This window comes from Mesorhizobium sp. BHbdii (assembly GCF_053848045.1).
In genome coordinates, this window is record NZ_JBSPKX010000001.1 from 877,132 (window position 1) to 900,918 (window position 23,787).

The 23,787-nt window shown below is 62.0% G+C and carries 28 protein-coding genes, 1 tRNA gene and 1 pseudogene; 16 read left to right on the forward strand and 14 right to left on the reverse strand.

Going from position 1 to position 23,787, the window contains the following annotated elements:
* Window positions 1–117: 117 nt before the first annotated feature.
* Window positions 118–444 (reverse strand): DUF1330 domain-containing protein, encoded by a 327-nt coding sequence (locus ACWTU8_RS04270; protein WP_455847160.1) that lies wholly within the window; start codon window positions 442–444, stop codon window positions 118–120.
* Between the two features lie 177 nt (window positions 445–621).
* On the opposite strand from ACWTU8_RS04270, the gene ACWTU8_RS04275 reads away from it, so the two are divergent.
* Window positions 622–1,314: a winged helix-turn-helix transcriptional regulator gene (locus tag ACWTU8_RS04275; protein ID WP_455847161.1), complete on the forward strand. Its 693-nt coding sequence runs from the start codon at window positions 622–624 to the stop codon at window positions 1,312–1,314.
* An 88-nt stretch (window positions 1,315–1,402) separates the two neighbouring features.
* On the opposite strand, the gene ACWTU8_RS04280 is transcribed toward ACWTU8_RS04275, so the two are convergent.
* From ACWTU8_RS04280 to ACWTU8_RS04290, 3 genes are all read right to left on the reverse strand, one after another.
* Window positions 1,403–2,002: a YdeI/OmpD-associated family protein gene (locus ACWTU8_RS04280; RefSeq protein ID WP_455848379.1), complete on the reverse strand. Its 600-nt coding sequence runs from the start codon at window positions 2,000–2,002 to the stop codon at window positions 1,403–1,405.
* A gap of 397 nt (window positions 2,003–2,399) precedes the next feature.
* Window positions 2,400–2,597 (reverse strand): tautomerase family protein, encoded by a 198-nt coding sequence (locus ACWTU8_RS04285; RefSeq protein WP_287339385.1) that lies wholly within the window; start codon window positions 2,595–2,597, stop codon window positions 2,400–2,402.
* A 35-nt stretch (window positions 2,598–2,632) separates the two neighbouring features.
* Entirely contained in the window at window positions 2,633–3,373 is a 741-nt protein-coding gene (locus ACWTU8_RS04290) for an SDR family oxidoreductase (protein ID WP_455847162.1), read from the reverse strand.
* A gap of 100 nt (window positions 3,374–3,473) precedes the next feature.
* On the opposite strand from ACWTU8_RS04290, the gene ACWTU8_RS04295 reads away from it, so the two are divergent.
* Window positions 3,474–4,379, forward strand: a complete 906-nt coding sequence (locus ACWTU8_RS04295) for a LysR family transcriptional regulator (RefSeq protein WP_455848380.1) — start codon at window positions 3,474–3,476, stop codon at window positions 4,377–4,379.
* A 181-nt stretch (window positions 4,380–4,560) separates the two neighbouring features.
* The gene (locus ACWTU8_RS04300) at window positions 4,561–5,172 is read left to right on the forward strand and encodes a hypothetical protein (RefSeq protein ID WP_455847163.1); all 612 of its coding nucleotides are present in this window, start codon (window positions 4,561–4,563) and stop codon (window positions 5,170–5,172) included.
* Window positions 5,173–5,217: 45 nt separating this feature from the next.
* Here the strand turns inward: ACWTU8_RS04300 and ACWTU8_RS04305 are convergent, their stop codons facing one another.
* Window positions 5,218–6,120, reverse strand: a complete 903-nt coding sequence (locus tag ACWTU8_RS04305) for a S1C family serine protease (protein ID WP_455839507.1) — start codon at window positions 6,118–6,120, stop codon at window positions 5,218–5,220.
* Window positions 6,121–6,401: 281 nt separating this feature from the next.
* On the opposite strand from ACWTU8_RS04305, the gene yghU reads away from it, so the two are divergent.
* The 3 genes from yghU to ACWTU8_RS04320 all read left to right on the forward strand — a co-directional run bounded on the left by yghU (window position 6,402) and on the right by ACWTU8_RS04320 (window position 11,704).
* Window positions 6,402–7,268 (forward strand): glutathione-dependent disulfide-bond oxidoreductase, encoded by an 867-nt coding sequence (yghU, locus tag ACWTU8_RS04310; RefSeq protein ID WP_455847164.1) that lies wholly within the window; start codon window positions 6,402–6,404, stop codon window positions 7,266–7,268.
* Window positions 7,269–8,339: 1,071 nt separating this feature from the next.
* Entirely contained in the window at window positions 8,340–9,080 is a 741-nt protein-coding gene (locus ACWTU8_RS04315; protein WP_455847165.1) for a sulfotransferase family protein, read from the forward strand.
* Between the two features lie 527 nt (window positions 9,081–9,607).
* Window positions 9,608–11,704 carry an EAL domain-containing protein gene (locus tag ACWTU8_RS04320; RefSeq protein WP_455847166.1) on the forward strand — a complete coding sequence of 699 codons (2,097 nt, stop codon included), beginning with the start codon at window positions 9,608–9,610 and terminating at the stop codon, window positions 11,702–11,704.
* A gap of 139 nt (window positions 11,705–11,843) precedes the next feature.
* Here the strand turns inward: ACWTU8_RS04320 and ACWTU8_RS04325 are convergent, their stop codons facing one another.
* The 4 genes from ACWTU8_RS04325 to ACWTU8_RS04340 all read right to left on the reverse strand — a co-directional run bounded on the left by ACWTU8_RS04325 (window position 11,844) and on the right by ACWTU8_RS04340 (window position 13,399).
* Window positions 11,844–12,173, reverse strand: coding sequence for a GYD domain-containing protein (locus tag ACWTU8_RS04325; protein WP_065009070.1), 330 nt, complete (start codon window positions 12,171–12,173; stop codon window positions 11,844–11,846).
* A 401-nt stretch (window positions 12,174–12,574) separates the two neighbouring features.
* A complete protein-coding gene (locus ACWTU8_RS04330) occupies window positions 12,575–12,751 on the reverse strand; it encodes a hypothetical protein (RefSeq protein ID WP_455847167.1) in 177 nt (58 codons plus the stop codon).
* Window positions 12,752–12,984: 233 nt separating this feature from the next.
* The gene (locus tag ACWTU8_RS04335; RefSeq protein ID WP_455847168.1) at window positions 12,985–13,167 is read right to left on the reverse strand and encodes a DUF3606 domain-containing protein; all 183 of its coding nucleotides are present in this window, start codon (window positions 13,165–13,167) and stop codon (window positions 12,985–12,987) included.
* Between the two features lie 158 nt (window positions 13,168–13,325).
* Window positions 13,326–13,399: transfer RNA gene (locus ACWTU8_RS04340), tRNA-Gln, on the reverse strand.
* Window positions 13,400–13,524: 125 nt separating this feature from the next.
* Between ACWTU8_RS04340 and ACWTU8_RS04345 the strand changes: the two genes are divergently transcribed.
* A complete protein-coding gene (locus ACWTU8_RS04345; RefSeq protein ID WP_455847169.1) occupies window positions 13,525–13,911 on the forward strand; it encodes an ester cyclase in 387 nt (128 codons plus the stop codon).
* Window positions 13,912–13,977: 66 nt separating this feature from the next.
* On the opposite strand, the gene ACWTU8_RS04350 is transcribed toward ACWTU8_RS04345, so the two are convergent.
* A complete protein-coding gene (locus ACWTU8_RS04350; RefSeq protein WP_095520879.1) occupies window positions 13,978–14,493 on the reverse strand; it encodes a hypothetical protein in 516 nt (171 codons plus the stop codon).
* Between the two features lie 559 nt (window positions 14,494–15,052).
* A complete protein-coding gene (locus tag ACWTU8_RS04355) occupies window positions 15,053–15,526 on the reverse strand; it encodes an Lrp/AsnC family transcriptional regulator (RefSeq protein ID WP_029351781.1) in 474 nt (157 codons plus the stop codon).
* A gap of 147 nt (window positions 15,527–15,673) precedes the next feature.
* Between ACWTU8_RS04355 and ACWTU8_RS04360 the strand changes: the two genes are divergently transcribed.
* On the forward strand, window positions 15,674–16,426 hold the full coding sequence (locus tag ACWTU8_RS04360; protein ID WP_287331152.1) for a tryptophan 2,3-dioxygenase family protein: 753 nt from the start codon (window positions 15,674–15,676) through the stop codon (window positions 16,424–16,426).
* 24 nt (window positions 16,427–16,450) lie between these two features.
* Here ACWTU8_RS04360 and ACWTU8_RS04365 read toward each other — a convergent pair whose 3' ends face one another.
* On the reverse strand, window positions 16,451–17,287 hold the full coding sequence (locus ACWTU8_RS04365) for an EamA family transporter (protein ID WP_455847170.1): 837 nt from the start codon (window positions 17,285–17,287) through the stop codon (window positions 16,451–16,453).
* On the reverse strand, window positions 17,284–17,877 hold the full coding sequence (locus ACWTU8_RS04370) for a TetR/AcrR family transcriptional regulator (protein WP_455847171.1): 594 nt from the start codon (window positions 17,875–17,877) through the stop codon (window positions 17,284–17,286). Before ACWTU8_RS04370 ends, ACWTU8_RS04365 begins: the two co-directional genes overlap by 4 nt.
* Window positions 17,878–18,114: 237 nt before the next feature.
* Between ACWTU8_RS04370 and ACWTU8_RS04375 the strand changes: the two genes are divergently transcribed.
* Together ACWTU8_RS04375 and ACWTU8_RS04380 are read left to right on the forward strand one after the other, a co-directional pair.
* Window positions 18,115–18,540: a DoxX family protein gene (locus ACWTU8_RS04375; protein WP_455847172.1), complete on the forward strand. Its 426-nt coding sequence runs from the start codon at window positions 18,115–18,117 to the stop codon at window positions 18,538–18,540.
* A gap of 152 nt (window positions 18,541–18,692) precedes the next feature.
* Window positions 18,693–19,046, forward strand: coding sequence for a hypothetical protein (locus tag ACWTU8_RS04380; protein WP_455847173.1), 354 nt, complete (start codon window positions 18,693–18,695; stop codon window positions 19,044–19,046).
* 36 nt (window positions 19,047–19,082) lie between these two features.
* Here ACWTU8_RS04380 and ACWTU8_RS04385 read toward each other — a convergent pair whose 3' ends face one another.
* On the reverse strand, window positions 19,083–19,388 hold the full coding sequence (locus ACWTU8_RS04385; RefSeq protein ID WP_023803842.1) for a hypothetical protein: 306 nt from the start codon (window positions 19,386–19,388) through the stop codon (window positions 19,083–19,085).
* Between the two features lie 345 nt (window positions 19,389–19,733).
* Between ACWTU8_RS04385 and ACWTU8_RS04390 the strand changes: the two genes are divergently transcribed.
* The 6 genes and pseudogenes from ACWTU8_RS04390 to ACWTU8_RS04415 all read left to right on the forward strand — a co-directional run bounded on the left by ACWTU8_RS04390 (window position 19,734) and on the right by ACWTU8_RS04415 (window position 23,785).
* Window positions 19,734–20,126 carry a hypothetical protein gene (locus tag ACWTU8_RS04390; protein ID WP_455847174.1) on the forward strand — a complete coding sequence of 131 codons (393 nt, stop codon included), beginning with the start codon at window positions 19,734–19,736 and terminating at the stop codon, window positions 20,124–20,126.
* Window position 20,127: 1 nt separating this feature from the next.
* Window positions 20,128–20,535 carry a hypothetical protein gene (locus ACWTU8_RS04395; protein ID WP_455847175.1) on the forward strand — a complete coding sequence of 136 codons (408 nt, stop codon included), beginning with the start codon at window positions 20,128–20,130 and terminating at the stop codon, window positions 20,533–20,535.
* Between the two features lie 79 nt (window positions 20,536–20,614).
* The gene (locus tag ACWTU8_RS04400) at window positions 20,615–21,175 is read left to right on the forward strand and encodes a terminase large subunit domain-containing protein (protein ID WP_455847176.1); all 561 of its coding nucleotides are present in this window, start codon (window positions 20,615–20,617) and stop codon (window positions 21,173–21,175) included.
* Between the two features lie 375 nt (window positions 21,176–21,550).
* Window positions 21,551–22,300: pseudogene (locus ACWTU8_RS04405) on the forward strand (phage terminase large subunit family protein); the annotation flags it as partial.
* Between the two features lie 141 nt (window positions 22,301–22,441).
* Complete coding sequence (locus tag ACWTU8_RS04410; RefSeq protein ID WP_455847177.1) at window positions 22,442–23,467, forward strand: class I SAM-dependent methyltransferase; 1,026 nt, start codon at window positions 22,442–22,444, stop codon at window positions 23,465–23,467.
* A 153-nt stretch (window positions 23,468–23,620) separates the two neighbouring features.
* Entirely contained in the window at window positions 23,621–23,785 is a 165-nt protein-coding gene (locus ACWTU8_RS04415; RefSeq protein ID WP_455847178.1) for a hypothetical protein, read from the forward strand.
* Window positions 23,786–23,787: the final 2 nt, after the last annotated feature.

The window sequence follows — 23,787 nt, forward strand, 5'->3', positions numbered from 1 at the left end:
TCGAAGCACAGATCCTGGCCTGGATTTGGCCGGAAAAAACCTGCGACTTGTTCTTGTTGGTTGTTCCGGAATTCGACGCATTGAATGCCGGCAAAGCTCGTCGTCCCTCAAAGCTTGTCATCCCTTCGGCAGATAGGAAATCGTGCCAGCTAGATCAGTGTTGTCGATCAGCTGGAAACGGCTGTCGCTGCCGCCCTGACGGGCCGAAACGAAGGGAGCGTAGGCAGGATCGTCGGTGAAGGCGCGAGCCGCCGCCTCGGACGGGAACGCCATCAGGGCGATCAAAGTCGTGTCGAGCGGCTTGCCTTCAAGCGTCTTCACATTACCGCTGCGCGACAGATATCTGCCGCCGTGCTTGTGAACGAGGTCGTGGACCGAAGCGGCGTAGGCCGGCATCCACTGCGCGTCCTTCACCTTGATGTCTGCGATGATGTAGGCCGTCATGGGTCATGTCTCCTGGTTATGGCGCATAGGGGTATCCCGTGCGCCGGCCAAGGGCTCGCATGGCAAGGCCCGCGCCAGCCAGTCCGCGAACTGTACTAGGCCGGTACAGCTTCTGTACTCGCCGCATCGCCAGGGAAGGCCTATGGTCCTGACCGAGTTGGAGGAGAGATTGAAATCATGAGCCAGTCCGGATACAAACAGTTCTGCCCGCTATCGATGGCTGCCGAGGTATTGTGCACCCGCTGGACCATGGTGCTGCTTCGCGAGCTGGTGGCGGGATCGACCCGCTTTAACGACCTGCGCCGCGGCGTCCCCAAGATGTCACCGACCCTTCTGTCGCAACGACTCAAGGAACTCGAGGTGGCGGGGATCGTCGAGCGCAAGGAGGTGCGCGCCGAGAAGGGCATCTTCGAATACCAGATGACGGAGGCGGGCAGAGATTTGCGTTCCGTCGTCGAGGCGATGGGTTTCTGGGGCCAGAAATGGGTCGAGTCCCGGCTATCCCTGAAGAACCTCGATCCGTCGCTGCTGATGTGGGATATGCGGCGCAATTTGAACCCCTCCCCGCTTCCAGACGGGCGAACAGTGATACAATTTCTGTATCAGGAGCTACCGGCGTCCAAACGGTCGTGGTGGCTGATCGTCGAAAAGCATGGCGAGGTCGATCTGTGCTGGTACGATCCGGGGTTCGATGTCGACCTCTACGTCTCGACCGACCTGCACACGATGACCGAAATCTGGATGGGACTGATCACGGTCGAAAGGGCCGGAGTGAAGCTCGCCTTGACGGGCAATCAGGACATAGCAAGGAAGATGCAGACCTGGCTGGGGCTCAGCCCCTTTGCGATCGAACCGAAGCGAGCGGCCTGACGGCGGCGATTGCTCCCCGCCCGAGCGGTATCAGGCGATCCGTCGGACGGGCGGCGCCTGATTGCCATACCTGCCCGACTCCAAAGCTTCATTTCCTTCCTTGCGGGTAGATCGTCTCGCCGCGCTTCAGCATCTCGACGAACACCGCGATCTTCTTCTTGCGCCCAGCCTCGGTCTTCATGTTGTGGATGCGGAAGGCGAGCGCGAAACGGTTCTGCGCACTGAGCGTTGCCAGCATCGCCTTCGCCTTGGGCTCGGCATCGATGGCCGCCTGCAAATCCCCGGGGATTTTCATGTCCTTGCCGCTTCCGTAAGCGCGCGCCCAGCGGCCGTCGGCCTTCGCTGCCTCGACCTGTTTCAGCCCGTGCTCGGTCATCCGACCTTCCTCGATCAGCCGGGCGACGTTGTCGACGTTGATCTGGCTCCAGGTGCTCTTCCTGCCGCGCGGCGTGTAGCGCTGCAAATAGCTCTTGTCGTCGAGCCCCTTGCGCACGGCGTCGATCCAACCCCAGCACAGCACGACGTCGATGGCCTGCTTGGGCGTGATCGAAGGCAGCCCCGAATCGACCTTGTGTATCTTGATCCAGACTTCTGTCTCGGTGTCGTGGTGCTTGCCGAGCCAGGCGTAGAAGCTTTCGGCATCGCTGAATTCGCGCACTTTGGCGGGGTCGACCTTGACCGGCGCCATCAGCTGGTCCGCCTGTTTGCGGTCATCATCGGTTTCCTCCTCGCTCATCTGATGAAGCAGCAACGGAGCCACCGTTGCAAGGCTGGCCGGACAGTCAAGCTGCCAATCTCACCCTCGTGGGCCCTCGTGGGGGAGATGTCCGGCAGGACGAGGGGGCGTGAAGGATCGCAGAATCATTCCAGCTAGGTTCCTCGCCCCCACGAAAGTGGGGGAGAGGTGGCTCGGCGAAGCCGAGACGGAGAGGGGGACTGCGCCCTACGAAAGCCCCCTCCGGCCGCTTCGCGGCCACCTCTCCTCCGCTTCGCGGGGGCGAGGAACCCCAGGTCTTGAGGCCTGCGGGACAGCGCCCCCCTCTGCCCTGCCGGGCATCTCCCCCACAAGGGGGGAGATCGGGAGCTCAATCCCTAGGAATCGTGAACACCTCGTCGGCGCGGCCGTAGCCGCCATCGGCGACCTCCTCGATCAGCACCATTGTGTAGGGCCGCACCTCCCCGCCGAACAGCTCGACGAACAAAGCGGTGGTCTTATGGATGAGGTCTTCCTTCTGCCGGGCGGACAGAGCGCGCTCAGGCACCTTGAAATTTGCAAACGGCATGATGTCGGTTCCTCAGTAGCGATTTGAAGGGAAAGTCAGACTGTGCCGCCATTGGCGCGCAGCACCTGGCCGTTGACCCAGCCGCCATCCGGCCCGGCGAGGAACGACACGACGCCGGCGATGTCGGCGGGCTGGCCAAGCCGGCCGAGCGGGATCGTTTTCGTGATCGTCTCGACCAGCGCCTCGGACTTCCCGTTGAGAAACAGCTCGGTCGCCACCGGCCCCGGCGCCACGACATTGACGGTGATGCCGCGCGGTCCGAGCTCCTTGGCCAACACATGCGTCATCGCCTCGACGCCAGCCTTGCTCGCGGCGTAGACGCTGTAGGTCGGCTGGTAGAGCCCGACGACGCTGGACGAGAAGCTGATGATACGGCCGCCGTCGCGCAACCGCCTGGCACCTTCGCGCATGCCGTGAAACACGCCGCCGAGGTTCACCGCGATCTGCCGGTCGAAATCCGCGACGTCCATTTCAGCGAGCGGCGCAAGATTCATGATCCCGGCATTGTTGACGAGCACGTCCAGCCCGCCCAAGGCCTGCTCGGCAGCGTCGAACAAACGCGCCACGCCCGTGGGCTCGCCGACATCCGCCTGGACGGCGATTGCCTCGCCCCTCTCTGCCTCGATCTCGCGCACCACCTGTTCGGCGGCTTCAGCGCCCCTGGCGTAGTTGACGACGACCGAAAAGCCGTCGCGCGCCAGTCTTCTGGCGATTTCAGCGCCAATTCCCTTCGAGGCGCCGGTCACCAGCGCCACCTTTCCATTCTGCATAGCCATGTCAGTTCTCCAATTCTTGTGGACTGAACGTAGGTGATAAACTCGCCGGGATAATCGCTCCGGACTTGCCAACACCATTCGGATATGGCGAACAATGGCGATGGACAGTCTCGACCGAATGCGCCTCCTTGCCCGAGTGATCGAACGCGGCAGCTTCACCGCGGCCGCCGCCGATCTCTCGATGTCGCGATCGACCGCCACCGAGGCGATCAAGGAGCTGGAGGCGCGGTTGGGCGCCAGGCTGCTCGAACGCACAACGCGCCATGTCACCCCGACGCTAGACGGCCAGGCCTATTACCAGCGCTGCCTTGCCATACTGGCCGATGTGGAGGATGCCGAGGCCGGCTTCCAGGCGGCGCAGCCGCAAGGGCAGCTGCGGATCGACGTGCACGGCTTCATGGCCCGCCATTTCATCCTGCCGCGACTCGCCGAGTTCCTCGACCGCTATCCCAGGATCGATCTGCATATCGGCGACGGCGACCGGCTGGTCGACCTGGTACGCGAAGGCGTCGACTGCGTGCTGCGTTCCGGCGAACAGGCCGACAGCGGCATGATCGTGCGAAGGGTGGCAACGCTGCGCGAGGTGACCTGCGCCAGCCCCGCGTACTTGGAGAGGCACGGCGTGCCGGTAACGCCCGACGATCTCGGTGGGCATGCGATGGTCGGCTTCCGCTCGTCGCGGACCGGCGAGGTGATGCCGCTCGAATTCACGGTTGGCGGCGAGCTGCGCACCATCACGCTGCCGAGCCGGGTGACGGTCAACGGCTCCGACACGATGGCGGAACTCGCCCGTCTCGGCTTCGGGCTCGTGCAAGCGCCGCACTACCGCTTCGCCAGCGATTTCGAGTGCGGGACGCTGGTCGAGGTGCTGCCGGACTATCCGCCGGCGCCGACGCCGCTGTCGGCGCTGTATCCGCAAAACCGCCAGCTCGCGCCGCGCGTGCGGGTGTTCATCGATTGGGTGATCGGCATTTTTGGCGAGGGTGGGACATCGGCCCGGGCGTGATCGTGCCGGGCCGCCGGCTACTTTGCGCAGGTCGCGCTCCTTCGCGCCCCCTCTGTCCTGGCGGACAGAGGGGGCGCTGTCCCGCGGCGCCCATGGCGGTTCTTCTCGTCGTACTGTAGATATCTCCGCGGCAGAACCGGCCCGGTGGACACGGCGGGCTTCAACTGGGGGATATGGTGCCATGCGATCGATGCTGTTCGGTCTGATGCTGTTGCTACCGACCGTGGCCCTGGCGGAACCGATAGAAACCCAGAAGATCATCACCGCGCTGACCGGCGACTGGAATGGCGACGGCGCCGTCGACCTGGCGATGATCGTCGAGACCCAGCCAAGCGAACCGATGGACATGCATTTCTTTCTCAGGGATCGCGAACACAACTTTTTGCGTCCTGCCGGCATCGTGCGTGACCAGATTCTCGGCGAGTGGAACGGTTACGACCGCTCCGGCTACGAGGCCTCCGACACCGAGCCGGAGCTGACCGCACTGCCCAACGGCTCGATCAAACTGTATCTGCCGGCGATGCCGGTCGGCAGCAAACGGACCAACCAGACGCTGACGCTCGCTTACCGCGACGGCGTCTTCATCGTCGCCGGCTTTGCCTATGATTATCATGACTATCTTGAAGACAATGTCGCAAGCGACTGCGATTACAATGTTTTGACCGGCAAGGGCAAAAGCAGCAAGATGCAGCCCGATGGCACCACAAAGCAGAAGACAGTGGCGGTTGGCGGCAAGGTCATTGCCTTTTCTGAGTGGAACCCTGGAACAGGCTTCAGCGCCTGCGGCGAGTGAGGGCAGCGCCCCCGCATCGCGAAGATCTGACCGGTACGGACTGCTTCACTGCAGCTGCGGTTTCTTGAGAAAGCTGTTGCGGTCGGCCGACTTGACGCGCAGCCAGGTTTCGCGGCCGTCGCGGACCACCCGCAATGGGATCTCGGCGCCCGCCGGGTTCTGCCACAGCTTGCGATAGAAATCGGCGAGCCCGTCGACTTCTCCGTCGCGGACGTCCGAGATGATGTCGCCCTGGCGCAAGCCGGCTTCGGCGGCGGGGCTGCCTTCGGCGACGCTCATCACCACGACCTCGCCATTGCTTTCGGCGGAGAAGGCGCCGAGCCATGGGCGCGGTGGCTTGGCAACCTGGCCGCGTGTCAGGAGATCGTCGAGAATGGGCGGCAGAAGGTCGATCGGCACCACCATGTTGATGTCGGCGATCTCGCCGGCGCGGCTCATCTGCAGGCGCAGCGAACCGATGCCAAGCAGCCTGCCGTCCTGCCCGATGAGTGCCGCACCTCCCCATGACGGATGGGCCGGCGCGGTAAAGATCGCCTCGTCCAGGAGATACTCCCAATAGCCGGCGAATTCCTGTTTGGTGACGATGTGCGCCCTGATCGCCTGGCCGATGCCGTCGGCGAGCACCACGGGGTCGCCGGCCATCGCCCTGGCCGCGTCGCCGAAAGCCACGGCGGGCAGGCCGAGCGGGGCCAGCGCCTGCACCAGGCCGAAGCCCGATTCCTGGTCATAGGCAAGCGCGTGGGCAGGAACCACGCGCCCGTTATGGTCGGTCAGCCAGACTTCTTCCGCCTCGGTGATGAGATAGCCGATGGTGAGCACCAGCCCGTTATCGCGAATGACCACGCCGCTACCTTCCCGGCTCGTGCCCAGCGCGTTGGCGGTGAAGGCGTCGTCGGGGATCGAGGCGCGCACCGCCACGATGGACCGCAAAATCGTATCGATGGTCATGCTCTCAATCCCGGCAAGCGATGCGTGGGCCGGCAAGGCCCGATATCCCTATAGGTATGGCGCACGTGACGAGGCGCAAGGGCATCGATTAGGCCTTCCCCTTGGGGCCTATTGGGGAGAAGGGGCGCGCGGCATCGGCAATAGTTCAACATAAGTTGAACTTCCTGGCGACCGCACTACCTGTATCTATGTGTAGACGAACCTGCCTCACCCTCCCGCTCTCATCGCGCAAGCTGATCCTTCCCAAGACGCTCCCCGCTCACAACACAAGGCCTCCCAAGATGAACCGATATACACCGCCGAAAGTATGGACCTGGAACAAGGAAAATGGCGGCGCCTTCGCCAGCATCAACCGGCCGTTCGCGGGCCCGACGCATGACAAGGAGCTGCCGGTCGGCAAGCATCCGCTGCAGCTTTATTCGCAGGCGACACCGAACGGGGTCAAGGTGACGATCATGCTGGAGGAGCTCTTGGCGCTCGGCCACAAAGGTGCCGAATATGACGCCTGGCTGATCAGGATCAACGACGGCGACCAGTTCGGCAGCGGCTTCGTCGAGGTCAACCCCAACTCCAAGATCCCGGCGCTGATGGACCGCAGCGGGCCAAAGCCGATCCGCGTCTTCGAATCCGGCTCGATCCTGGTGCATCTGGCCGAAAAATTCGGCGAATTCCTGCCGACCGAGCAGCCGGCGCGTGCAGAAACCCTGTCGTGGCTGTTCTGGCAGATGGGCTCGGCGCCCTATCTCGGCGGCGGCTTCGGCCATTTCTATGCTTATGCGCCGGAAAAGATCGAATATGCCATCGACCGCTTCGCCATGGAGACCAAGCGCCAGATGGACGTGCTCGACCGGCGGCTGGCGGTAAGCGAGTATCTCGGCGGCGATGCCTACACGATTGCCGACATGGCCGTGTGGCCCTGGTATGGCGGGCTGGCCAAGGGCCGCATGTACAACGACGCCGACGATTTCCTGGCAGTGGACGAGTACAAGAACGTGCAGCGCTGGGCCGAAGCAATCGACGCACGGCCGGCGGTGCAGCGCGGCCGCATGGTCAACCGCGCCTTCGGCGAGCCGGCGATGCAGCTGCACGAGCGCCACGACGCCAGCGATTTCGACACCAAGACGCAGGACAAGCTGGCGGCCGAATGAGCGGCTTTGGCCAGACGCGTGGAGCCGGAGACGTTCGGCGTCGCGCTCCTCGACCACTGTAACAGCAGTCATTTTAGGATCTCCGCGACGTCGCTTCGCTCCTGCTTCGCCCTAGGATGACGAAGGCATCACTGCTTAAGGCCAATCGCGGACGGTGAAGATTGGCAGTTGCGTCGCCGCGTGCGGGTGGCGGTTGATGCCAAATCTCAAACTTCGAGATTGGCTGAACAACACTCCCCCGTTCGTCATCCTAGGGCGAAGCGGGAGCGCAGACCTAGGGATCCATACCGTTACGATGACCCGAGAAGGGCAGCGATCGCCCTCAAGCCTGTCCTATTACACAAGCCACAGGCAGGCTTCCGTGCTGCCAGCACCAGACATACGTATCCGGAAATATATACTGGTTCACTAAAGTAACGGAACGTCCAATGCACATTCCCAGAACCGAACAAGTCCGCTTTCAAAAGGCTTAGACCATCTTATCTATTTCGGTCGCATCATGATCTAAGCACATTGATATTCTGCCGGCGCGTAACCTGAATCTCGACACGCGCCAAAACCGCATACCGTCTCGTAGGTCCAGCACTCGCGGTCGCGGATCACCTATGTGTCTTTCGCCCGGCTCTGTAGATCAGTTGGACGACGAGCAAAAAATATCCAACCTGCGAAACGATCAAGGTAAGGACCGTCCAGCCCAGCGCCTTCCAGATTGAACCCGTTGCCAAAAAAGTCGAGAGCGCCACGACGAATGACGCGGTGGTCATCCCCACCAGGAACTGTGGAAAATTCATGGCTTTTCAAAGCCGTCCCGGAGCTTGTAACAGCCGCGACGGCCACCCTTGCCCATTTACCCCGGACCAACGTTTTCACCCTTTCAATGGTTGCGCAAGTGGCAAATGGATCAGAAGTGTGCACATGCTTAATGCATCCTCTGGTTGAGATGCATCGTGGCGTCGTGCTGTTCCATTCAAAAAGAGCAGACCTATTGCGGAAGGCACGATGGAAAGTTGTTGCGCGCCGGGTGCGCTGGGCGCAACGTGGGCCAAGAATGGGGCCAAGGGGGAGGATTACATGGCGCTCAAGGTAATCGGCGCGGGATTTGGACGCACGGGCACATGGTCGACCTTTGCCGCGCTGAACAGGCTCGGCTTTCCCTGCTATCACATGCAGGAAGTGATCCTCAACAAGGCCAACAAGGGCCATCTCGACTTCTGGCGCAAGGTGGCGAACAGCAAGCCCGGCACACCGCACGACTGGGACCGGGTGTTTGCCAACTACACGGCGACGGTCGACAATCCCGGCTGCTGCGTATGGCGGGAATTGCTGGCCGAATACCCTGATGCCAAGCTGCTGCTGACGCTTCACCCGCGCGGCGCCGCAGGCTGGTACGACAGCACGATCGATACGATCTACTTCACCGAGAACCTCTGGCAGTTCAAGATCCTGGAGTGGCTGACGCCGTTCGGCCGAAAATTCGGCGACATGTCGCGCAAGCTGATCTGGGGCCGTGTACTGGCCGGCGTGATGGACGACCGCGAGCGGGCGATCGCGCGCTACAACGCCTACACCGAGGAGGTGAAGGCGGCCGTGCCGCCGGAAAAGCTTCTGGTGTTCACGGTGACCGAAGGCTGGGGGCCGCTGTGCCGCTTTCTCGGCGTGGCGGAACCGCAGGAGCCGTTCCCGAACCTCAATGACCGCGAAAGCGTCAAGAAGGTGATCCGCGACGTCATCAAGGGATCGTACATCATGCTCGGGCTGTCGATCGCCGGGGTAGTGGCGGTGCTGGGCGGGCTTTGGTGGTGGCTGGGATAGCGGCCAGGAGATAACGCCGGGCAATCGCTTCAGACAAAATTGCTCCAACCGGGTGTTGGGTTGACCACTGTCGATAACGGCGCCGCCTCTCATTGCCCTGCCGGGCATTTCTCCCCGTATAGTGGCGGGGAGAAAGACACCCTTCGCCACGGATTTCGCCAGTCTCCAGCGTTGCAGAAAACGTGCCGAGGTTGCGGCCAGCCCCTTCTCCTCGTCACTCTATGGGGAGGAGATGCCGGCAGGCAGATGAGGGGCAGCACAAAGCTGAAGCGATTGCCCTGAGGTAAAACCCACCAGCGCTGGACAGCCTCAACTCATGGAACCAGTTGCGGGAGATCGCATAGGCGCTAGGTCGGATGACTTCCGCATCCTCGTTGCCGCGACCGGCCGGGGTCAACGTGCCTGTCATCGGAGAAGCAACCGCCCCGTGCCTCCTGTGGGCCCCTTCGCCGGCTCCGTGCGCAGTAACGGTTTCTTCGTTGCTTTTGTCGCACAATGGCCGCGATGGGGCAGGCGAAGTCCAAGGCATGGCTGACAAGAAGGATCGCAACGGAGAGTTCTGGGAGCTGGCGCTCGAACGCGCGCATCTTGGCGTCTGGGACTGGGATCTCAGGACCGGCGATTGTTTCTACTCGACAATGTGGTCGCAGATGCTCGGCTATGGCGAGGGCGAGCTTGCCGAGACAAGCGACCTTTGGCTGCAACTGACGCATCCCGACGATCGCGAGCGGGCGGTGGCCAGCGGCGAACGCCACATTGCCGGGCTGACCGATTCCATCGAGACCGAGCTCAGGCTGAAACACAAATCCGGTCACTGGGTATGGGTTCTCGATCGCGGCGGAGTGGTGGAGCGCGACGCGGAAGGCCGGCCGCTCCGGCTGATGGGCGTCCAAACCGACATCACCAAGCAGAAGCAAGCGGAAGCACAGCTTGAGCAGGTGAACGTCCGCTTTCGCCTGGCGTTAGCAGCCAGCGGCACCGGCATCTGGCATCACGATCTCGCCGCACGCAAAAGCTACTGGGACCAGCGCACGCGGGAAATCTTCGGGCTTGTCGCCGAAACCGACGAGGTGTCGCAAGACCTCTGGCACAGCTATCTGCATCCGGATGACAGGGCCGACGCCGAGCGGGCCCACTTGGCGCCGCTGCAAACCCAAAAGGTCGTCGCCGTGCAATACCGCATCATCAAGCGGGACGGCGAAATCAGACATGTCGAATCGCTGATACGGCTCATCGCCGACGCCCAGTCGTCGGGCCAGATCCTGGGCACGGTGCGCGACATCACCGAGGCGAAGCAACGCGAGCAGGAACTTGCCCATGCGGCCCACCATGACGCGCTGACCGGCCTTCTGAACCGCGCTGCATTCGACCGGCTGCTGGCCGAGCATATCGCAACGGCGCGCCCGCTCGCGATCTTCTACGTCGATCTCGACTACTTCAAGGCTCTGAACGACTTCGCCGGCCACGCCGCCGGCGACCTTGCACTGAAGAGCGTCGCCAAGCGCATTCAGGGCTGTCTGCCGCCGTCGGTGCATGCCGCGCGCCTCGGCGGCGACGAGTTCGCGCTGCTGGTGCCTGGTTGCGACGCAGCGCAAGCCGAGCGTCTCGCCGGCGCCGTTCTCGCGGCGGTTCGCGATGCCGACCTCGGCTCGACGGCGGCGTCGCGCAAGCTCGCGGCCAGCATCGGCATCGCCTTTGTCGCCGATGAGAATACCGCGGTGGCCGACGCGCTCGCCTGCGCCGACGACGCCTGCTATGCGGCCAAGGCCGCCGGGCGCAATCGCTTCGCGGTGTTCTCCCCTGAGACAACATCCGGTTCCAGCGGTCTCAATGCGGCGCGGCTGGCGGCCGACACCGTCGATGCCATGGAAGACGGAAGGCTGAAACTGTTCGGCCAGGAAATCCATCGGCTCGGAACACCTTTGCAAGAGAGCCGCCATGTCGAGGTCCTGGCGCGGCTCGCCGGGCGCAGCGGGCGGCTGATCCCGCCGGGCGAGTTCATCCCGGCGGCGGAGCGGTTCGGCATAGCCTCGCGGCTCGATCGCTGGATCATCAGGACGGCGCTCTCGCTTTATGGTCCGGCGCTGAAGTCAGGGGCGCTCACGCTCGGCTTCAACCTGTCGGCGCAAACCCTGAGCGATCCGCAGCTTTGGGATTTCGTCGACGCCGTCATCGATGAGACCGGGGCGCCGCATTCCGGCATCGGCTTCGAGATCACCGAAACCGCCGCAGTCACCAATTTCACTGCTGCCGAACAGTTCGTCCGCAAGGCGCGCGAGCGACGCTGCCGCGTCAGCCTCGACGATTTCGGGGCGGGCATGAGTTCGTTCGAATATCTCCGGCGCTTTCCCGTCGACGCCATCAAGATCGACGGCTCCTTCATCGAGCATATTGCGGAGAGCCGCTTCGACCGCGAAATCGTCTCGGCCATATCCGGCATCGCCAGAAGCCTCGGCTGCTCCGTGGTGGCGGAGAAGATCGAAGAGCAGGCTTCGCTCGACATCCTCAGGGGTATGGGCGTTGCCTTCGGCCAGGGATTTCTGCTGCACCGGCCGGAGCCGCTGCAAGCGATCGTGGCACGGGCGAGCGCGCAAGCGGCTTTGCCAGCTGGACGGCGAGCATAGTATCCGCTGGCCGGGTGCGAGGCTGCAGGACGGCAGCGATCCGTCACGCGCGAGATCGGATTCGCGTCGGTCGAAGGTGAGAAAGCCTAAAAGCCGCGAGAACGTCCAGAACAGTTCCAGCGTCGACACTGCGAATTGGTCAGGGCTTTCCCGGCGGACGATAGCGGATCGACTTTGCCTTCCCAAGCGCTTGCATCGTCTCTTCGACGCTTAGGAGGACGGTGGTCTCGTACGAGTTGATCGCGCCTCCCGCACCGATAGCCAGCATGACAGATGCCATCGAAACGTTGTCTGGCGCCTCCCACAGGTTCCAGCCATCGTGCTCTCCGAAGGCATACCAGAACCCGTGCAGCTTTCCGCCCACCGACTCGATGTAGGTGCGGGCTGCCTCGCGTCTATCCTCGGGGTTTTCGATCAGGCGCGCCCAGGTCTCGGGCGTATAGCTGAATCGTGAGAGATACATCGGCATGGTTCGCCTCCAGCGCTGCCGATCCCCGCGGCTCGGCGTCAAGGGATCGAGGGGAATGGCGCCGAGCCTAACCGGCTTGGGCAGTTCGCCGGCTGACGAAATATGCTCTTAAGCTAATATAAGAGCAACAGCTATAAATCCGCGCTCCATAGGTCGCCTCATAGGCTTCCGCCGAAGAGACCGCAAAATGCTGGATGGTTCCAGTTCGACTTTTGGCCATGCCGGTTCGCCAATGTGAACCGATTAGTCAGCTGATTTAGTACCTTTGTTTATCAAGGCAGGATCCGGTCTAGCGCAAATGGCGAGCGGGCAGGCGCGCGACATTTGCCTGCCGTGCCAATATCCGCAGCCAAAGCAGTATTACAAGCGAGTGGGAAATTATCCGGCAGTCGGCGCAATCATCAGGAGGCCCGGCTCTGCCGGGCCTCCTTCGAGCCTGTCTCGGAGCCTGTCTCGTTCAAGAGGCTGCAGAGCGAAACGGCCTCATCGTGACACAGGCCGATCAGCGCAAGCGCCGAAAACTGGGCCGGCAGATCGAGCCTGACGTCCCACACCATCCATCTGCCGTTTGGCTCCATGACACATTCAAAACGCAATGCACCGTCCGACATTCGACCCCCAACGATTGGCCGCTAGGTGGTATCGCGTCAAAGTAAAAGAGTTATTGCGTTCCTGAAACCTGGCGTTGAATCCGGCCGATAGCGCCGGCAGGCACCGGAAACACGCGGTATGGTCAAGTCGCAGTGATGGATCCGGCCGCGATGATGATCCGGCCGCGGTGATGGTCCGGGTCGACGCCGCCGGATGCGGATCAGGCGTTGCGGCTCGCCATATGCGCATCGAGCTTCTTTCTCGAAGGCCCGTACCGCTTGATGATGGTCGCGGCCTCGCTCGGCGGTAGGCCGTATTTTCTTGCAAAAGCCGCAACGTCGTAAGGCTCCTCGCCGGAGGCCGGTTTGCGGTCCTGCTTGCTCTTGGATTTGTCGTCGGCCATGTCGTCCTCCGTCACATCCGGTCGATATAGGGTGCCCTGGTCCGGCCGACCATCCTTACCATTCGGAAAGGCGGGCACACCGGTCCCCCCGGGCATTGCTGCGCGATGCAGCAGTCTGATCGGATCAAGACCGATCGGTTGCCCGGCTGGGGAGCTGCTGGTTCCCGCTCATGGGCTCGAACCACGATTCACGCCTTCAAAGGGCGCTGTCCTACCATTAGACGAAGCGGGAGTAGAGGAAGTGAACGCTGTCTAACACTTTCTCATCCGCGCATGAAGCCGCTTCATGCCGTCATCTGCTTGAGCACGAGACACGCCCTTTTCAGCAGGGCCTTGTAGAAGATAGGAGCAATTGCCGTGATTAAAACCGACCTCTCCGACGTCTACCGACACTACATTGCCTGCCTGAATAAGCAGGACTGGCCGAAGCTGGGACAGTTCGTTCATGATGAGGTGATCCACAACGGCCGGCGGCTGGGGTTATCAGGTTATCTCGAAATGCTGGAGGGAGACTTTGCTGAAATTCCGGACCTTCATTTCAACGTTCAGATGCTGATTTCCGATCCGCCCTATATAGCGAGCCGGCTAGCGTTCGACTGTACACCGAAAGAAATGTTCCTTGGTCTCCCTGTAAACGGGAGGAGAGTTTCCTTTGCCGAGAATATTATCTACGAATTTCGTGACAAAAAAATTGTACAAGCATGGTCGGTTATAGATAAGGCGGCTATCGAAGCTCAGCTTTAGGACGATAGATTGTCGCGTATCTAACCTCAAAGCAGTCTTTACCATGCTGGACAATGTGCCCTGAGCCTAGACTCGCGTTATGGCCAACAGCCACGCCAGAAGTTCCAGCAACAATAGAAACAAGGCAAGCTGTAGCGACATGCGCAAGCGCTGAATGATCCGCCAATTGCTGGCCATGTCGGTTTTAATGCGCAGCGCAAGCGCGCGGTGCATCACATCCATGGTGCCGGAAGGGTCTTTATCGACAAAGTCCTGGAGCAGCTGCTCTGGATCGAAGCGGAACGTATAGGCGTAGTAGGGCCACAACATAATCACGACCAGCAGCCCGATCAGGAAAAGCAACGCCAGCGCCAGCCAGTCCCACAGCCCCAGTCCGTCCAGGAGAGCCCTGCCGCCGAGGAGAGAACTCACGAACGCGGTTGCAAAGATCAGATTGCCCGCTCGCGTATTGAGGCTCTCCACCACGTTCTGCTGATGCAGGAGACCCCGCACCGCTTCGGCATAAACAAAGGCCAGGCGGGGGTCAGATGCCGCAGCGGGCTGGGAGTGGTTTTCTCCCGCCGATGAAGAATGCTCGGCCATGAGGTGTCGTTCCGCGTTCCGATATGAACCACGATATGAACAATGGCAGCTGCCTGTCTACCGCCTGTCAAGGACCCCGGCCTTGACGCCTGAACACATTGCCCCAGATTACGCGGCGGAGTTTCAGATATGCGATACGATTGGCAGGGGCGCAAATTCCTGGAACGGCATTTCGGCATTGTTATCGCAATTGGCCTGGTTGCAGGGCTGTCGGCCTTGGCCGCGCTGGGCTACACGCCTTAAGCCTCGGATTCAGCGCCAAATCCCTAATGTAAGCGAAAAGCAACGGTGCGACGCAACCAGACCGGCGCCACGTGCATTTCAATGCATGACGATGTTTCGCCCCGATATCCCTGCAAAATGCTGTGCTTATTGCGGCGGGCGCGACCACGGCTACGAAGACTGCCCGAAGCGGAAAGCTGACGCCGAACAGCAGAAGGAGCCGGATGTCGATCCAGCCCCAAGCCCGGCATCGGGGATAGAAAAGCCCGACAAAACCGCAGCCCGAACCATCCCGTTGACTGGCTCCAATCGAACGAACCCGGCCGCTGCCGAGCGCCTATCGCTTCTGCTGCGTATGCCCAACGGCATTGGCGAAAGAAATGTCGCCCTTGATCTCGCGCATGGCCATCGAGGTGATCGTGCGGCGCACGCCGGGCAGGCGGCTGAGCTCGACGCGCAGCATCCTGTCCAGCGCCATCATGTCGACCGTCACGATCTGCAGGAGGTAATCGGCCTCGCCTGTCGTGGCGTGGCAGCGCCGGATCAGCGGGTGCGCCTGGACGGCGGCCTCGAAGGCTTCGGAAAGCTCGAAATCGATCGACACCTGGATGAAAGCTTCGATGCCGAAGCCGAGTTTTGCCGGGTCGATCCGTGTCGAGTAGCCGCGGATGATGCCGGCGTCCTCCAGTGCCTTGACCCGCTTCCAGCACGGCGTCTTGCTTAAACCGACCTCGTCGGCGAGCACAGCGAAGGAGGTACGCGCGTCGCGTTCCAGCGCTGCGACGATCTTCCGGTCAAGGGCATCCAGCATCAAACGTTCTCCAAGACGGCTCCATGAATGGGAGTTCGTCTTTCAATTCTCGCTATTTGAATAACAGAATGGAACAATGTTCAAGCCAAAAGCGCTTATTCTTCATGCTCGGATGCCCCCGATGGGCCGGGCAAAGGAGCAGCTGCCATGCACAAGCCGGACTATTATGCCCGCATCGAAGCGCCCGAGATGCGCGACTACGGCGTCTACCTCAGGTGCGACAAGCTTCTCGCCTGCCAGAAGCCGCTGGCCGAGATGGTGAATGCCGACGAGCTGCAGTTCCAGATCGTCCATCAGGTCGAGGAGCTGTGGATGAAGCTCATCACCTACACGCTGATCGATGTCGTCGACTTCCTCGAACAGCAGAACACGCATCGCGTCGTTACGCTGATGGGGCGCGTGCATCGGCTGATGCGCATGATGACGGCGCAGCTCGACCTGCTCGAAACCATGTCGCCCAAGGAATACCAGGAGATTCGCCTGCAACTCGGCAATGGCAGCGGCCAGGAATCGCCGGGCTTCAAGCTGCTCTTGCGCATGCCGCCGGACCTGTGGCGGGCCTTCAAGGCGTCCTATCTCGATGGTCGCGGGCTCTCGGTCGAGGATGTCTACGATATCAGGTATGATCACGGCGACAGCTATGTCGTCGCCGAGGCGCTGATCGAATTCGACGAGCTGTTCCAGAAATTCCGCGCCAATCATCTCTACCTCATCCACCGTTCGATCGGGCTAGGCTCGAAATCGCTCAAGGGCCGGCCGGTCGAACTGCTGCAGGCCGGCGCCCTTCATCGCTTCTTCCCGGAACTGTGGGACATACGCTGCGAGATGACCGACCGCTGGGGCAGCCAGTACGGGACGGTGCGGGCACCGATCAGCCATCCGGAGGCGGCAGCCGAGTAGGCCGCTTGGCGCCCCGCCGGAGTCTCACGGCTGATAGCCGAGGCAGATGGCGCCAAGTGCGACGATGGCGCAGGCGGCGATGCGCCGGGGCGTCAGCACCTCGCCGAGAAACAGCCAACCGATCAACGCCGCGAAGATGACGCTGGTCTCCCGGATCGCCGTGATCGGGCCGGCCGGCCCGAGCGCGAAAGCGGCGACCACGAGGCCGTAGGCCAGCAGCGCGAACACGCCGCCGCCGAGCGCCTTAAGCGTTTCGGCAGAGCGAACATCGACGACGAGCCGGCCACGGAAGGCAATGAAGGCTGCCGGCAGCAGGGCACCGTAGATCAGCAGAACCCATGCGGTGTAGGCAGTGGCGCTTCCCGCCTGACGAACGCCGATCGCATCGACCGTCGCATAGGCGGCGATGATCGCACCCGCCGCCAGCGAATGGAGGATCGATGTGATGTCTGTCCGTCCCTTTCCCAAGGCAAGGCTCATGATGCCGCCGGCGACGAGCCCGACACCGAGGATTTGCGGCAGGGCGAGATGCTGGTTGGCCAGGAGAAATCCGCCAAGTGTGACCAGCAGCGGCACGCTGCCGCGGACGATCGGATAGACCTGGCCCAGTTCGCCGTTCCTGTAGGCAGCCACCAGAAACATGGTGTAGCCGACCTGCAGGCAGGCTGAGAGCACGGCGTAGGGCCAGGCATGGGGTGCCGGAAACGCGCTGGAGATCGCCAACGGAATGGCGACCACCGTGCTCGAAAAGCTCATCACGGTGACGGTCCACAGCCTGTCGGCCCCTGTTCGCAGAAAGGCGTTCCAGCTTGCATGCAGGATTGCGGCAAGCAGTGCCAGCCCGATGACCGTCGCGCTCATGGCGCGGTCATGGCGCTGGGAGCGGCGATGATGCTGAAGGCAGCCTTGCGGGCATCGCAAATGGCTGTGCCGGCCTGTCCCATCTCAGCCATGAGAGTTGCCCCCTCGATGAGCATCAGCAGCGCCGCCGCCGTGCTTGCGGCTCGGTCCGGCGGCATCATGTCCTCGAGGATGGACTGCATCCTGCGCCTGAGGCCGTTCTTCTGCCCCGCGACGGCCTTGAACACCGGGTGCTCTGGGTTGCCAAACTCTGCCAGCGCATGCGCGAACAGGCAGCCGTGGAAATCGGCGCTGCGAAACCAGCGCTCGTACCAGTCGAAGATGGTCGCGATCTTCTGCTCGGGCGTGACGGCTTCTTCCGCAAGGCGATCGAGCTGACGGTCGAAACGCCGGGCGCGATAGTCGAGCACCTGGACGATCAGATCGTCCTTGCTGGCGAAGTGACGATACATCGTCATCTTGGCGACCTCCGCCTCGGCGATGATCCGGTCGATGCCGGTGGCATGGAAGCCGTCGCGCTTGAACAGTGCATAAGCGGTTTCGACGACGTGCCTGCGCTTGTCGGAGCCGAGCGGCGATGATGAGATCATGGCTTGTCACCCTAAGCAGTGAGACAGGTCTGTCTATTCACTAGGCGAGGAACTCCTGTCGGTCAAGGCCGTCGCTGGATCCTGGTGGTGAACGCAAAAAAGCAGCGGCGCTGCATCGATCGCAGCCGGGCGGTTTATTCATGAGGAGATAGGGCATAGAAAGCTTCTGCCGATGTCGGACTTGCGGCCGACCGATCGTCCTTGGGTCGAAACCGTCGCAACAGCTGGGAGAGAGACATGCCGTCCGAAGTCCTTCAAACGCCATGGCAGACCGCCGCAATCCTGATTGGCCGCCTGATCTTCGCGGCTGTCTTCCTGATGGCGGTGGCCTTCAAGTTCATGGATATGGGCGCCACCGCGGGCTACATCGCCGCCGCCGGATTTCCGTTCCCGTTGTTTCTGGCCTGGTGCGCGGCGCTGCTCGAAATCGTCCTCGTGCTGTGCTTCCTGACCGGCGCTTTCTTCTCGCAGGCCGCTCTTGTCGCCGGCGCCTATGTGCTGTTCCTCGGTTTTGCCTTCCACGGGCCGTCGCACTGGGCCGGCAACCAGGCCGAATTCGGCTTCTTCGTCGATCATTTTACTTTCCTGGCCGGGCTGCTGTTTGCCGCAGTGCACGGGCCGGGCCGCGTGCTGACGCTGAACCGTGCATTCGCCAGATCCTGATCCGGGAGTTGCGGTCGCAAAGTACGGAGCAGGGCGTAGTACGATATATTTGCCGCCCCTAATGTTTCGGCTCGGCGAAGGTCGACTTGTATTGCCTCTGTACTTGTGACTTTGAACGCGATAAGCAAGACGCGGGTCTTTGGGGGGAATTCATGAACATCGCCACGCGTTTTGCTGCCGTCATGGTCGGCACGTCACTGCTTGCCGGCTGCACCACGCTGACGGAAGGAGAGTTCAACACGATGCATGCCACACTTGAAGGCAGCCCTGCCGTGAAGCGCAGGGTCATCAAGGACTGCATTGCAAGAGAGAGAGCCACGCCGCTCGGCGAAAAGAAGACTTACGCCGCGATCATGGATGTGAGCGTGGCGAAGTACGAGACAGCCTTCTGCAGCCGTATCAGCAATGCCCTTGCCAATGGCAGGCTGACCTACGCCGACTATGTGAAGCTGCATTCGCCCACCGCCGACAACAGCAAGGTCATCAGGATCATGCAGGGCCGCTAGACTGGCCGCCTCGGCGCGTCAGTTCTGTTCGCCGCCTCACATTTGGTCGTTGTAGGGTTCCTTCATCTGGCCGACCATGCGCGCCAGTTTCGAGAACGACGGCATATCTGCCTCCGGCTGGCACTGATTGGCCAGTTCCAGCAGCCGGATCGGGAAGTTGACGGCATCGCGGCTCGACGCCGACATGCCTTCGGACCGCTCCTCGCTGGTCTCGCTGGCTTCGGCCTTGCGCAAGGCGATGTCTATCTCCTCGACCGTCAGCACGCCCTTGCGGACCAGGACCTGATTGATCGATGCGACGGCCATCAGCAGGCCTTCGAGTTGCAGATTGGCGACATTCATGGCTTTGCTCCCATTGGCAAAATTGCAAACGCGCGAACGCCGGTTCCGATCCGGACAGCTGCAGCATATCGCGGCGCGGGGCCGAATTTTGGGCCGGCCCACGAGATTTCGCTTGCTTTGTGACGGCAGCTATGCTAGGAATATAGTCATGGTGCTGAGTTGCGCCAACGACCTGCCCGCCGAGGCGGGTTTTTGTTTTTAGCCTTCTCGAATGTTTGTGCCTGTGTTGCCGATATCAAATGTCGGCGGGACAGCACCCCCTCTGTCCTGTCCTGCCGGACAGAGGGGGCGCGAAGGATCGCGACGCTTTCCCGTAACGAATACTGCACCTCCCAGAGACCGCCAATGTCCAACCGTTATGCCACCATCTTCACCGACGATGACGGCCGCGAGGTGGTCAGCGCCATCGGCGAATTCGAGGGCATGCCCGATGCGCGCCGCGGCCGGGTCGAGCCGATCGCGGACGGCGTGCGGATCGGCATGGTCCGGGGCGGTTCCGTCGATGTGGTCGGCGGCTTTGGGTTTTCGCGAACGGGCGTCGGCGCCGGTGCGATGAGCAACGTCCGGGCGGCGCTCAAAGCCCTCCCCGAAGCCGGCAAGGCAAAGCCCGATGCGGCAAGCCGGCTGCGGAAGCCAAACGCTAAGCGCCCCGGCAAGCGGGCGAAGTCCCGCAAGAAACCCACGTCGGCACTCAAGAAAACGGCGAAGCCGGCGATGTCCGCCGGGACGGCGGGGTAGCATGGCCGAAGATCCTTTCGAACCGCCTGATGTGACGGAACCCAGGCCCTCCGGCCGGCCGAGGCGAGCAAAAAAAACGCTGGGCGATGGTTTCCTTGAAGCCATCCGCGCCGATTTCCGGGCGCATGGCGCCGGCGTGATCGCCGAGGTTCGCACCGAAAAGCCCGACCAGTATCTGAAGATCGTGCTGTCGGTATTGCCCAAGGATTTGCCAAGGGACCTGCTTGTCAACATCAACAGTCTGGATGCATTGAGCGATGACGAAATCAGGCAGCGCATCCGCGGCCTCGAAGCCGTCCTCAGGCCGTTCCTCGAAAAGCCGGGCCTCGCAACAGGCCTCGCACAGCCGGGCGGCAAGGAAGGAATATCTCAGCCTGCTGGCGGAGCTGGACCGGAGGCGCCGCACTAACCAGCTTGCCGCCTATCGGCCCTATCCCCGACAGGCCGAGTTCCACGCGGCCGGCGCGACCAATCGCGAGCGGCTGTTCATGGCCGGCAATCAGCTCGGCAAGACCAGGGCCGGCGGCGCCGAATGGGCAATGCACCTCACCGGCCGCTATCCCAACTGGTGGCAAGGCAAGGTCTTCGATACCGCCGTGCGGTTCTGGGCGGCCGGCGTTACCGGCGAAGGCACGCGCGACAACCCGCAGCGCATCCTGCTTGGCCCGCCGCAGCAGCCGGCGGCCTGGGGCACCGGCATGATCCCGGCCGACGCTATTCTCAGCACCATCATGGGGCGTGGCGCGCCGCACGCGCTGGACAGCGTCGTGGTCCGCCACGGCGGCGGCGGCGATGTGCAGGCCGATGAATCGGTGCTGTCGTTCAAGAGTTTTGAGAAGGGCCGCGAGAAATGGCAGGGCGAAACGCTGCACGGCGTCTGGTTCGACGAGGAACCACCGCTCGACATCTATTCCGAAGGCCTGACCCGCACCAACGCCACGGGCGGCATCGCAATAGTCACCTTCACGCCACTGCTCGGCATGTCGGACGTGGTGCTGCTGTTTTTGTCGGCGCAGGAGATGGTGGGGATGGGGAAAGCCAGCGGATGAAGTCGAATCAAGGGTATTTGGTTCCTGCAAGCTGTCTGGCGCGGGCCTTGGGATCGGTTGCTTTCCGAGTGAGCGGTTGGCACCATATCCTTTTGTCGCCCCTCTGATTGCTCCAGACATTGCATACTTTGTTCGGTGTGTCCGGGGCGCAAACTTTGTGTTGGTCCCCGTCGAGCTCATACATATTGCAGGTCTGCTTGCTCGTGTCATAAGGCACGTTCGACTGGCATGCTGACGCACTGGCTGCCATGGCCACAACGATTGCTATGCGGATCATGTATTTCCCCCAAGTCATCAGCAACTTCGCATTGATAAACAGTATTATCAATGGCGATAGCTCGTCCCGCCAACTAATTACGGCCAGCTAATATGTCCCGTCACGTCACCTTCATGACCATCGACGATGCCGAGCATTATACGCCGCGGCAGCGCGCCGAGATCATTGCCGCCTATCCGGCGCATGAGCGCGAGGCGCGGGCCAAGGGCATTCCGGTGCTCGGCTCCGGCCGCATCTTTCCGGTGGCGGAAGAACTGATCGCCTGCGAGCCGTTCCGGCTGCCGCGCTACTGGCCGCGGCTTGGCGCGCTCGATTTCGGCTGGGACCATCCGTCGGCCGCGGTCGAGCTCGCCTGGGACACGGAGGCCGATGTCGTCTATGTCACAAAAGCCTGCCGCGCCTCGCAGCAAACGCCGGCGATGCAGGCGCTGACCCTAAAACCCTGGGGCGAATGGCTGCCCTGGGCGTGGCCGCGCGACGGCCGTCGCGAGACGCTGGAAGGTGCGGGCCTGGCACTCGCCAAACAATACGCCGCGCATGGGCTGAACATGCTGACCCGCCATGCGCAATTCCCAGGCGGTTCCGTCTCGGTCGAGGCCGGGCTGATGGAGATGCTCGACCGCATGCAGAGCGGCCGCTTCAAGGTGTTTTCGACGCTTTTGCCCTGGTTCGAGGAGTTCCGGCTCTACCATCGCAAGGACGGCCAGGTGGTGAAGCTGCGCGACGATTTGATGGCGGCGACGCGTTACGGCGTAATGATGCTGAGGGAAGCGGTGGTCGACCCGGCGGAGTTCAGGAGCGCGCGGCGGAAGGCGGGGCAGAGCGATCCGTTGGGGGCGTTTCGGTGATGGGTGGCGGCAATGCGCTCCGGCTCCGATTTAGAAAACTGTAGTGAACTTCCGCGGACGTAGTGTAGCATCGAATGATCCCGCTCACGGGACGCATCGGCGTGGCCTCACGCGGGGCATTCGCCATTCGGGGAGGCTCAGATGCAAAACGGAATTTCTCCAGACCACATACTGCAAATTGGCTTTGGGTTCTGGCCAGCCAAGACATTGTTGAGCGCCGTGGAACTCGGACTCTTCTCGCTGCTTGCGGACGGCCCCAAAACGGGCCTCGAACTGCAAGGCGCCATGGGGCTGCATCCGCGCGGAACGTACGATTTTCTCGACACCCTCGTCGCGCTCGGATTGCTGCAGAGGGACGGCGCCGGTGAAACCGGCAAATACGGCAATACGCCATCAACCGCGCTATTCCTGGTCAAGCGGAGCCCCCAATACATCGGTGGAATCCTTGAGATGGCGAACGCACGCCTGTATCGGTTCTGGGGCGATCTCACACCGGCATTGCAAACCGGAAAGCCTCAAAACGAGATCAAGGAGACAGGCAAGTCCATGTTCGGCGAGCTCTATGCGGACCCGGCGCGCCTGGAGCAGTTCATGGACGCAATGAGCGGCATCTCCATGGGCAATTTCACGGCGTTTGCCGAGAAATTCGACTTTTCCAAATATAAGACGCTGGCCGATATAGGCGGCGCAACCGGGCAACTTTCGGCCATCGTCGCGGCGCGGCATCCGCACATACAATGCCGGACGTGCGATCTCGCTGATGTGCAGCCGATCGCCGAACGGCGCTTGAGGGAGCGCAATCTCGGCGGCCGGGTCACCGCCGAGACGATCGACTTCTTCGCGGACGAATTTCCCAAGGCGGACATCATCACAATGGGAATGATCCTTCACGACTGGAATCTCGAGAACAAGAAGATGCTGATCGCCAAGGCCTATCGTGCATTGCCGACCGGCGGCGCGCTGGTCGCCATTGAGAACATCATCGACGATGAACGCAGGCAAAACGGCTTCGGTCTCATGATGTCGCTGAACATGCTGATCGAATTTGGCGAGGCGTTTGACTTCACCGGCGCCCAGTTCACCGAGTGGTGCAAAGAGGCGGGGTTTAGTCGCTGCGAGATTATTCCGTTGGCGGGACCCGCAAGTGCAGCGGTGGCTTACAAGTAGGGGCTTGGCACCTACGCGTAGCCTGCCGACGGCTCGGTATCATTCGAGGCCGGCTGGTGGAGATGCTGGGCGCAGAGCGGCCGCTTCAACGGGGTTTCGACACTCGCCGACTGGTTCGAGGAATTCCGCCTCTACCACCGCAAGGATGGCCAGGTGGTGAAACTGCGCGACGATTTGATGGCGGCGACACGCTATGGCGTGATGATGCTGAGGGAAGCGGTGGTCGACCCGGCGGAGTTCAGGAGCGCGCGGCGAAAGGCCGGGCAGAGTGATCCGCTGGGGGCGTTTCGGTTACTCGACGGCAACCACACACCATGACT

Bases quoted from the DNA above. Each gene is read 5' to 3' on its own strand.
- ACWTU8_RS04395 (WP_455847175.1), top strand. From the start codon at position 20,128: ATGGCCGAAGATCCTTTCGAACCGCCTGATGTGACGGAACCCAGGCCC.
- yghU (WP_455847164.1), top strand. From the start codon at position 6,402: ATGAACCGATATACACCGCCGAAAGTATGGACCTGGAACAAGGAAAAT.
- ACWTU8_RS04315 (WP_455847165.1), top strand. From the start codon at position 8,340: ATGGCGCTCAAGGTAATCGGCGCGGGATTTGGACGCACGGGCACATGG.
- ACWTU8_RS04350 (WP_095520879.1), bottom strand. From the start codon at position 14,493: ATGGCCGAGCATTCTTCATCGGCGGGAGAAAACCACTCCCAGCCCGCT.
- ACWTU8_RS04355 (WP_029351781.1), bottom strand. From the start codon at position 15,526: ATGCTGGATGCCCTTGACCGGAAGATCGTCGCAGCGCTGGAACGCGAC.
- ACWTU8_RS04335 (WP_455847168.1), bottom strand. From the start codon at position 13,167: ATGGCCGACGACAAATCCAAGAGCAAGCAGGACCGCAAACCGGCCTCC.
- ACWTU8_RS04280 (WP_455848379.1), bottom strand. From the start codon at position 2,002: ATGGCGCCGGTCAAGGTCGACCCCGCCAAAGTGCGCGAATTCAGCGAT.
- ACWTU8_RS04285 (WP_287339385.1), bottom strand. From the start codon at position 2,597: ATGCCGTTTGCAAATTTCAAGGTGCCTGAGCGCGCTCTGTCCGCCCGG.
- ACWTU8_RS04400 (WP_455847176.1), top strand. From the start codon at position 20,615: ATGGCCGGCAATCAGCTCGGCAAGACCAGGGCCGGCGGCGCCGAATGG.
- ACWTU8_RS04305 (WP_455839507.1), bottom strand. From the start codon at position 6,120: ATGACCATCGATACGATTTTGCGGTCCATCGTGGCGGTGCGCGCCTCG.
- ACWTU8_RS04390 (WP_455847174.1), top strand. From the start codon at position 19,734: ATGTCCAACCGTTATGCCACCATCTTCACCGACGATGACGGCCGCGAG.
- ACWTU8_RS04365 (WP_455847170.1), bottom strand. From the start codon at position 17,287: ATGAGCGCGACGGTCATCGGGCTGGCACTGCTTGCCGCAATCCTGCAT.
- ACWTU8_RS04330 (WP_455847167.1), bottom strand. From the start codon at position 12,751: ATGGAGCCAAACGGCAGATGGATGGTGTGGGACGTCAGGCTCGATCTG.
- ACWTU8_RS04270 (WP_455847160.1), bottom strand. From the start codon at position 444: ATGACGGCCTACATCATCGCAGACATCAAGGTGAAGGACGCGCAGTGG.
- ACWTU8_RS04275 (WP_455847161.1), top strand. From the start codon at position 622: ATGAGCCAGTCCGGATACAAACAGTTCTGCCCGCTATCGATGGCTGCC.
- ACWTU8_RS04325 (WP_065009070.1), bottom strand. From the start codon at position 12,173: ATGCCGATGTATCTCTCACGATTCAGCTATACGCCCGAGACCTGGGCG.
- ACWTU8_RS04370 (WP_455847171.1), bottom strand. From the start codon at position 17,877: ATGATCTCATCATCGCCGCTCGGCTCCGACAAGCGCAGGCACGTCGTC.
- ACWTU8_RS04410 (WP_455847177.1), top strand. From the start codon at position 22,442: ATGCAAAACGGAATTTCTCCAGACCACATACTGCAAATTGGCTTTGGG.
- ACWTU8_RS04290 (WP_455847162.1), bottom strand. From the start codon at position 3,373: ATGGCTATGCAGAATGGAAAGGTGGCGCTGGTGACCGGCGCCTCGAAG.
- ACWTU8_RS04360 (WP_287331152.1), top strand. From the start codon at position 15,674: ATGCACAAGCCGGACTATTATGCCCGCATCGAAGCGCCCGAGATGCGC.
- ACWTU8_RS04375 (WP_455847172.1), top strand. From the start codon at position 18,115: ATGCCGTCCGAAGTCCTTCAAACGCCATGGCAGACCGCCGCAATCCTG.
- ACWTU8_RS04385 (WP_023803842.1), bottom strand. From the start codon at position 19,388: ATGAATGTCGCCAATCTGCAACTCGAAGGCCTGCTGATGGCCGTCGCA.
- ACWTU8_RS04300 (WP_455847163.1), top strand. From the start codon at position 4,561: ATGCGATCGATGCTGTTCGGTCTGATGCTGTTGCTACCGACCGTGGCC.
- ACWTU8_RS04380 (WP_455847173.1), top strand. From the start codon at position 18,693: ATGAACATCGCCACGCGTTTTGCTGCCGTCATGGTCGGCACGTCACTG.
- ACWTU8_RS04295 (WP_455848380.1), top strand. From the start codon at position 3,474: ATGGACAGTCTCGACCGAATGCGCCTCCTTGCCCGAGTGATCGAACGC.
- ACWTU8_RS04320 (WP_455847166.1), top strand. From the start codon at position 9,608: ATGGCTGACAAGAAGGATCGCAACGGAGAGTTCTGGGAGCTGGCGCTC.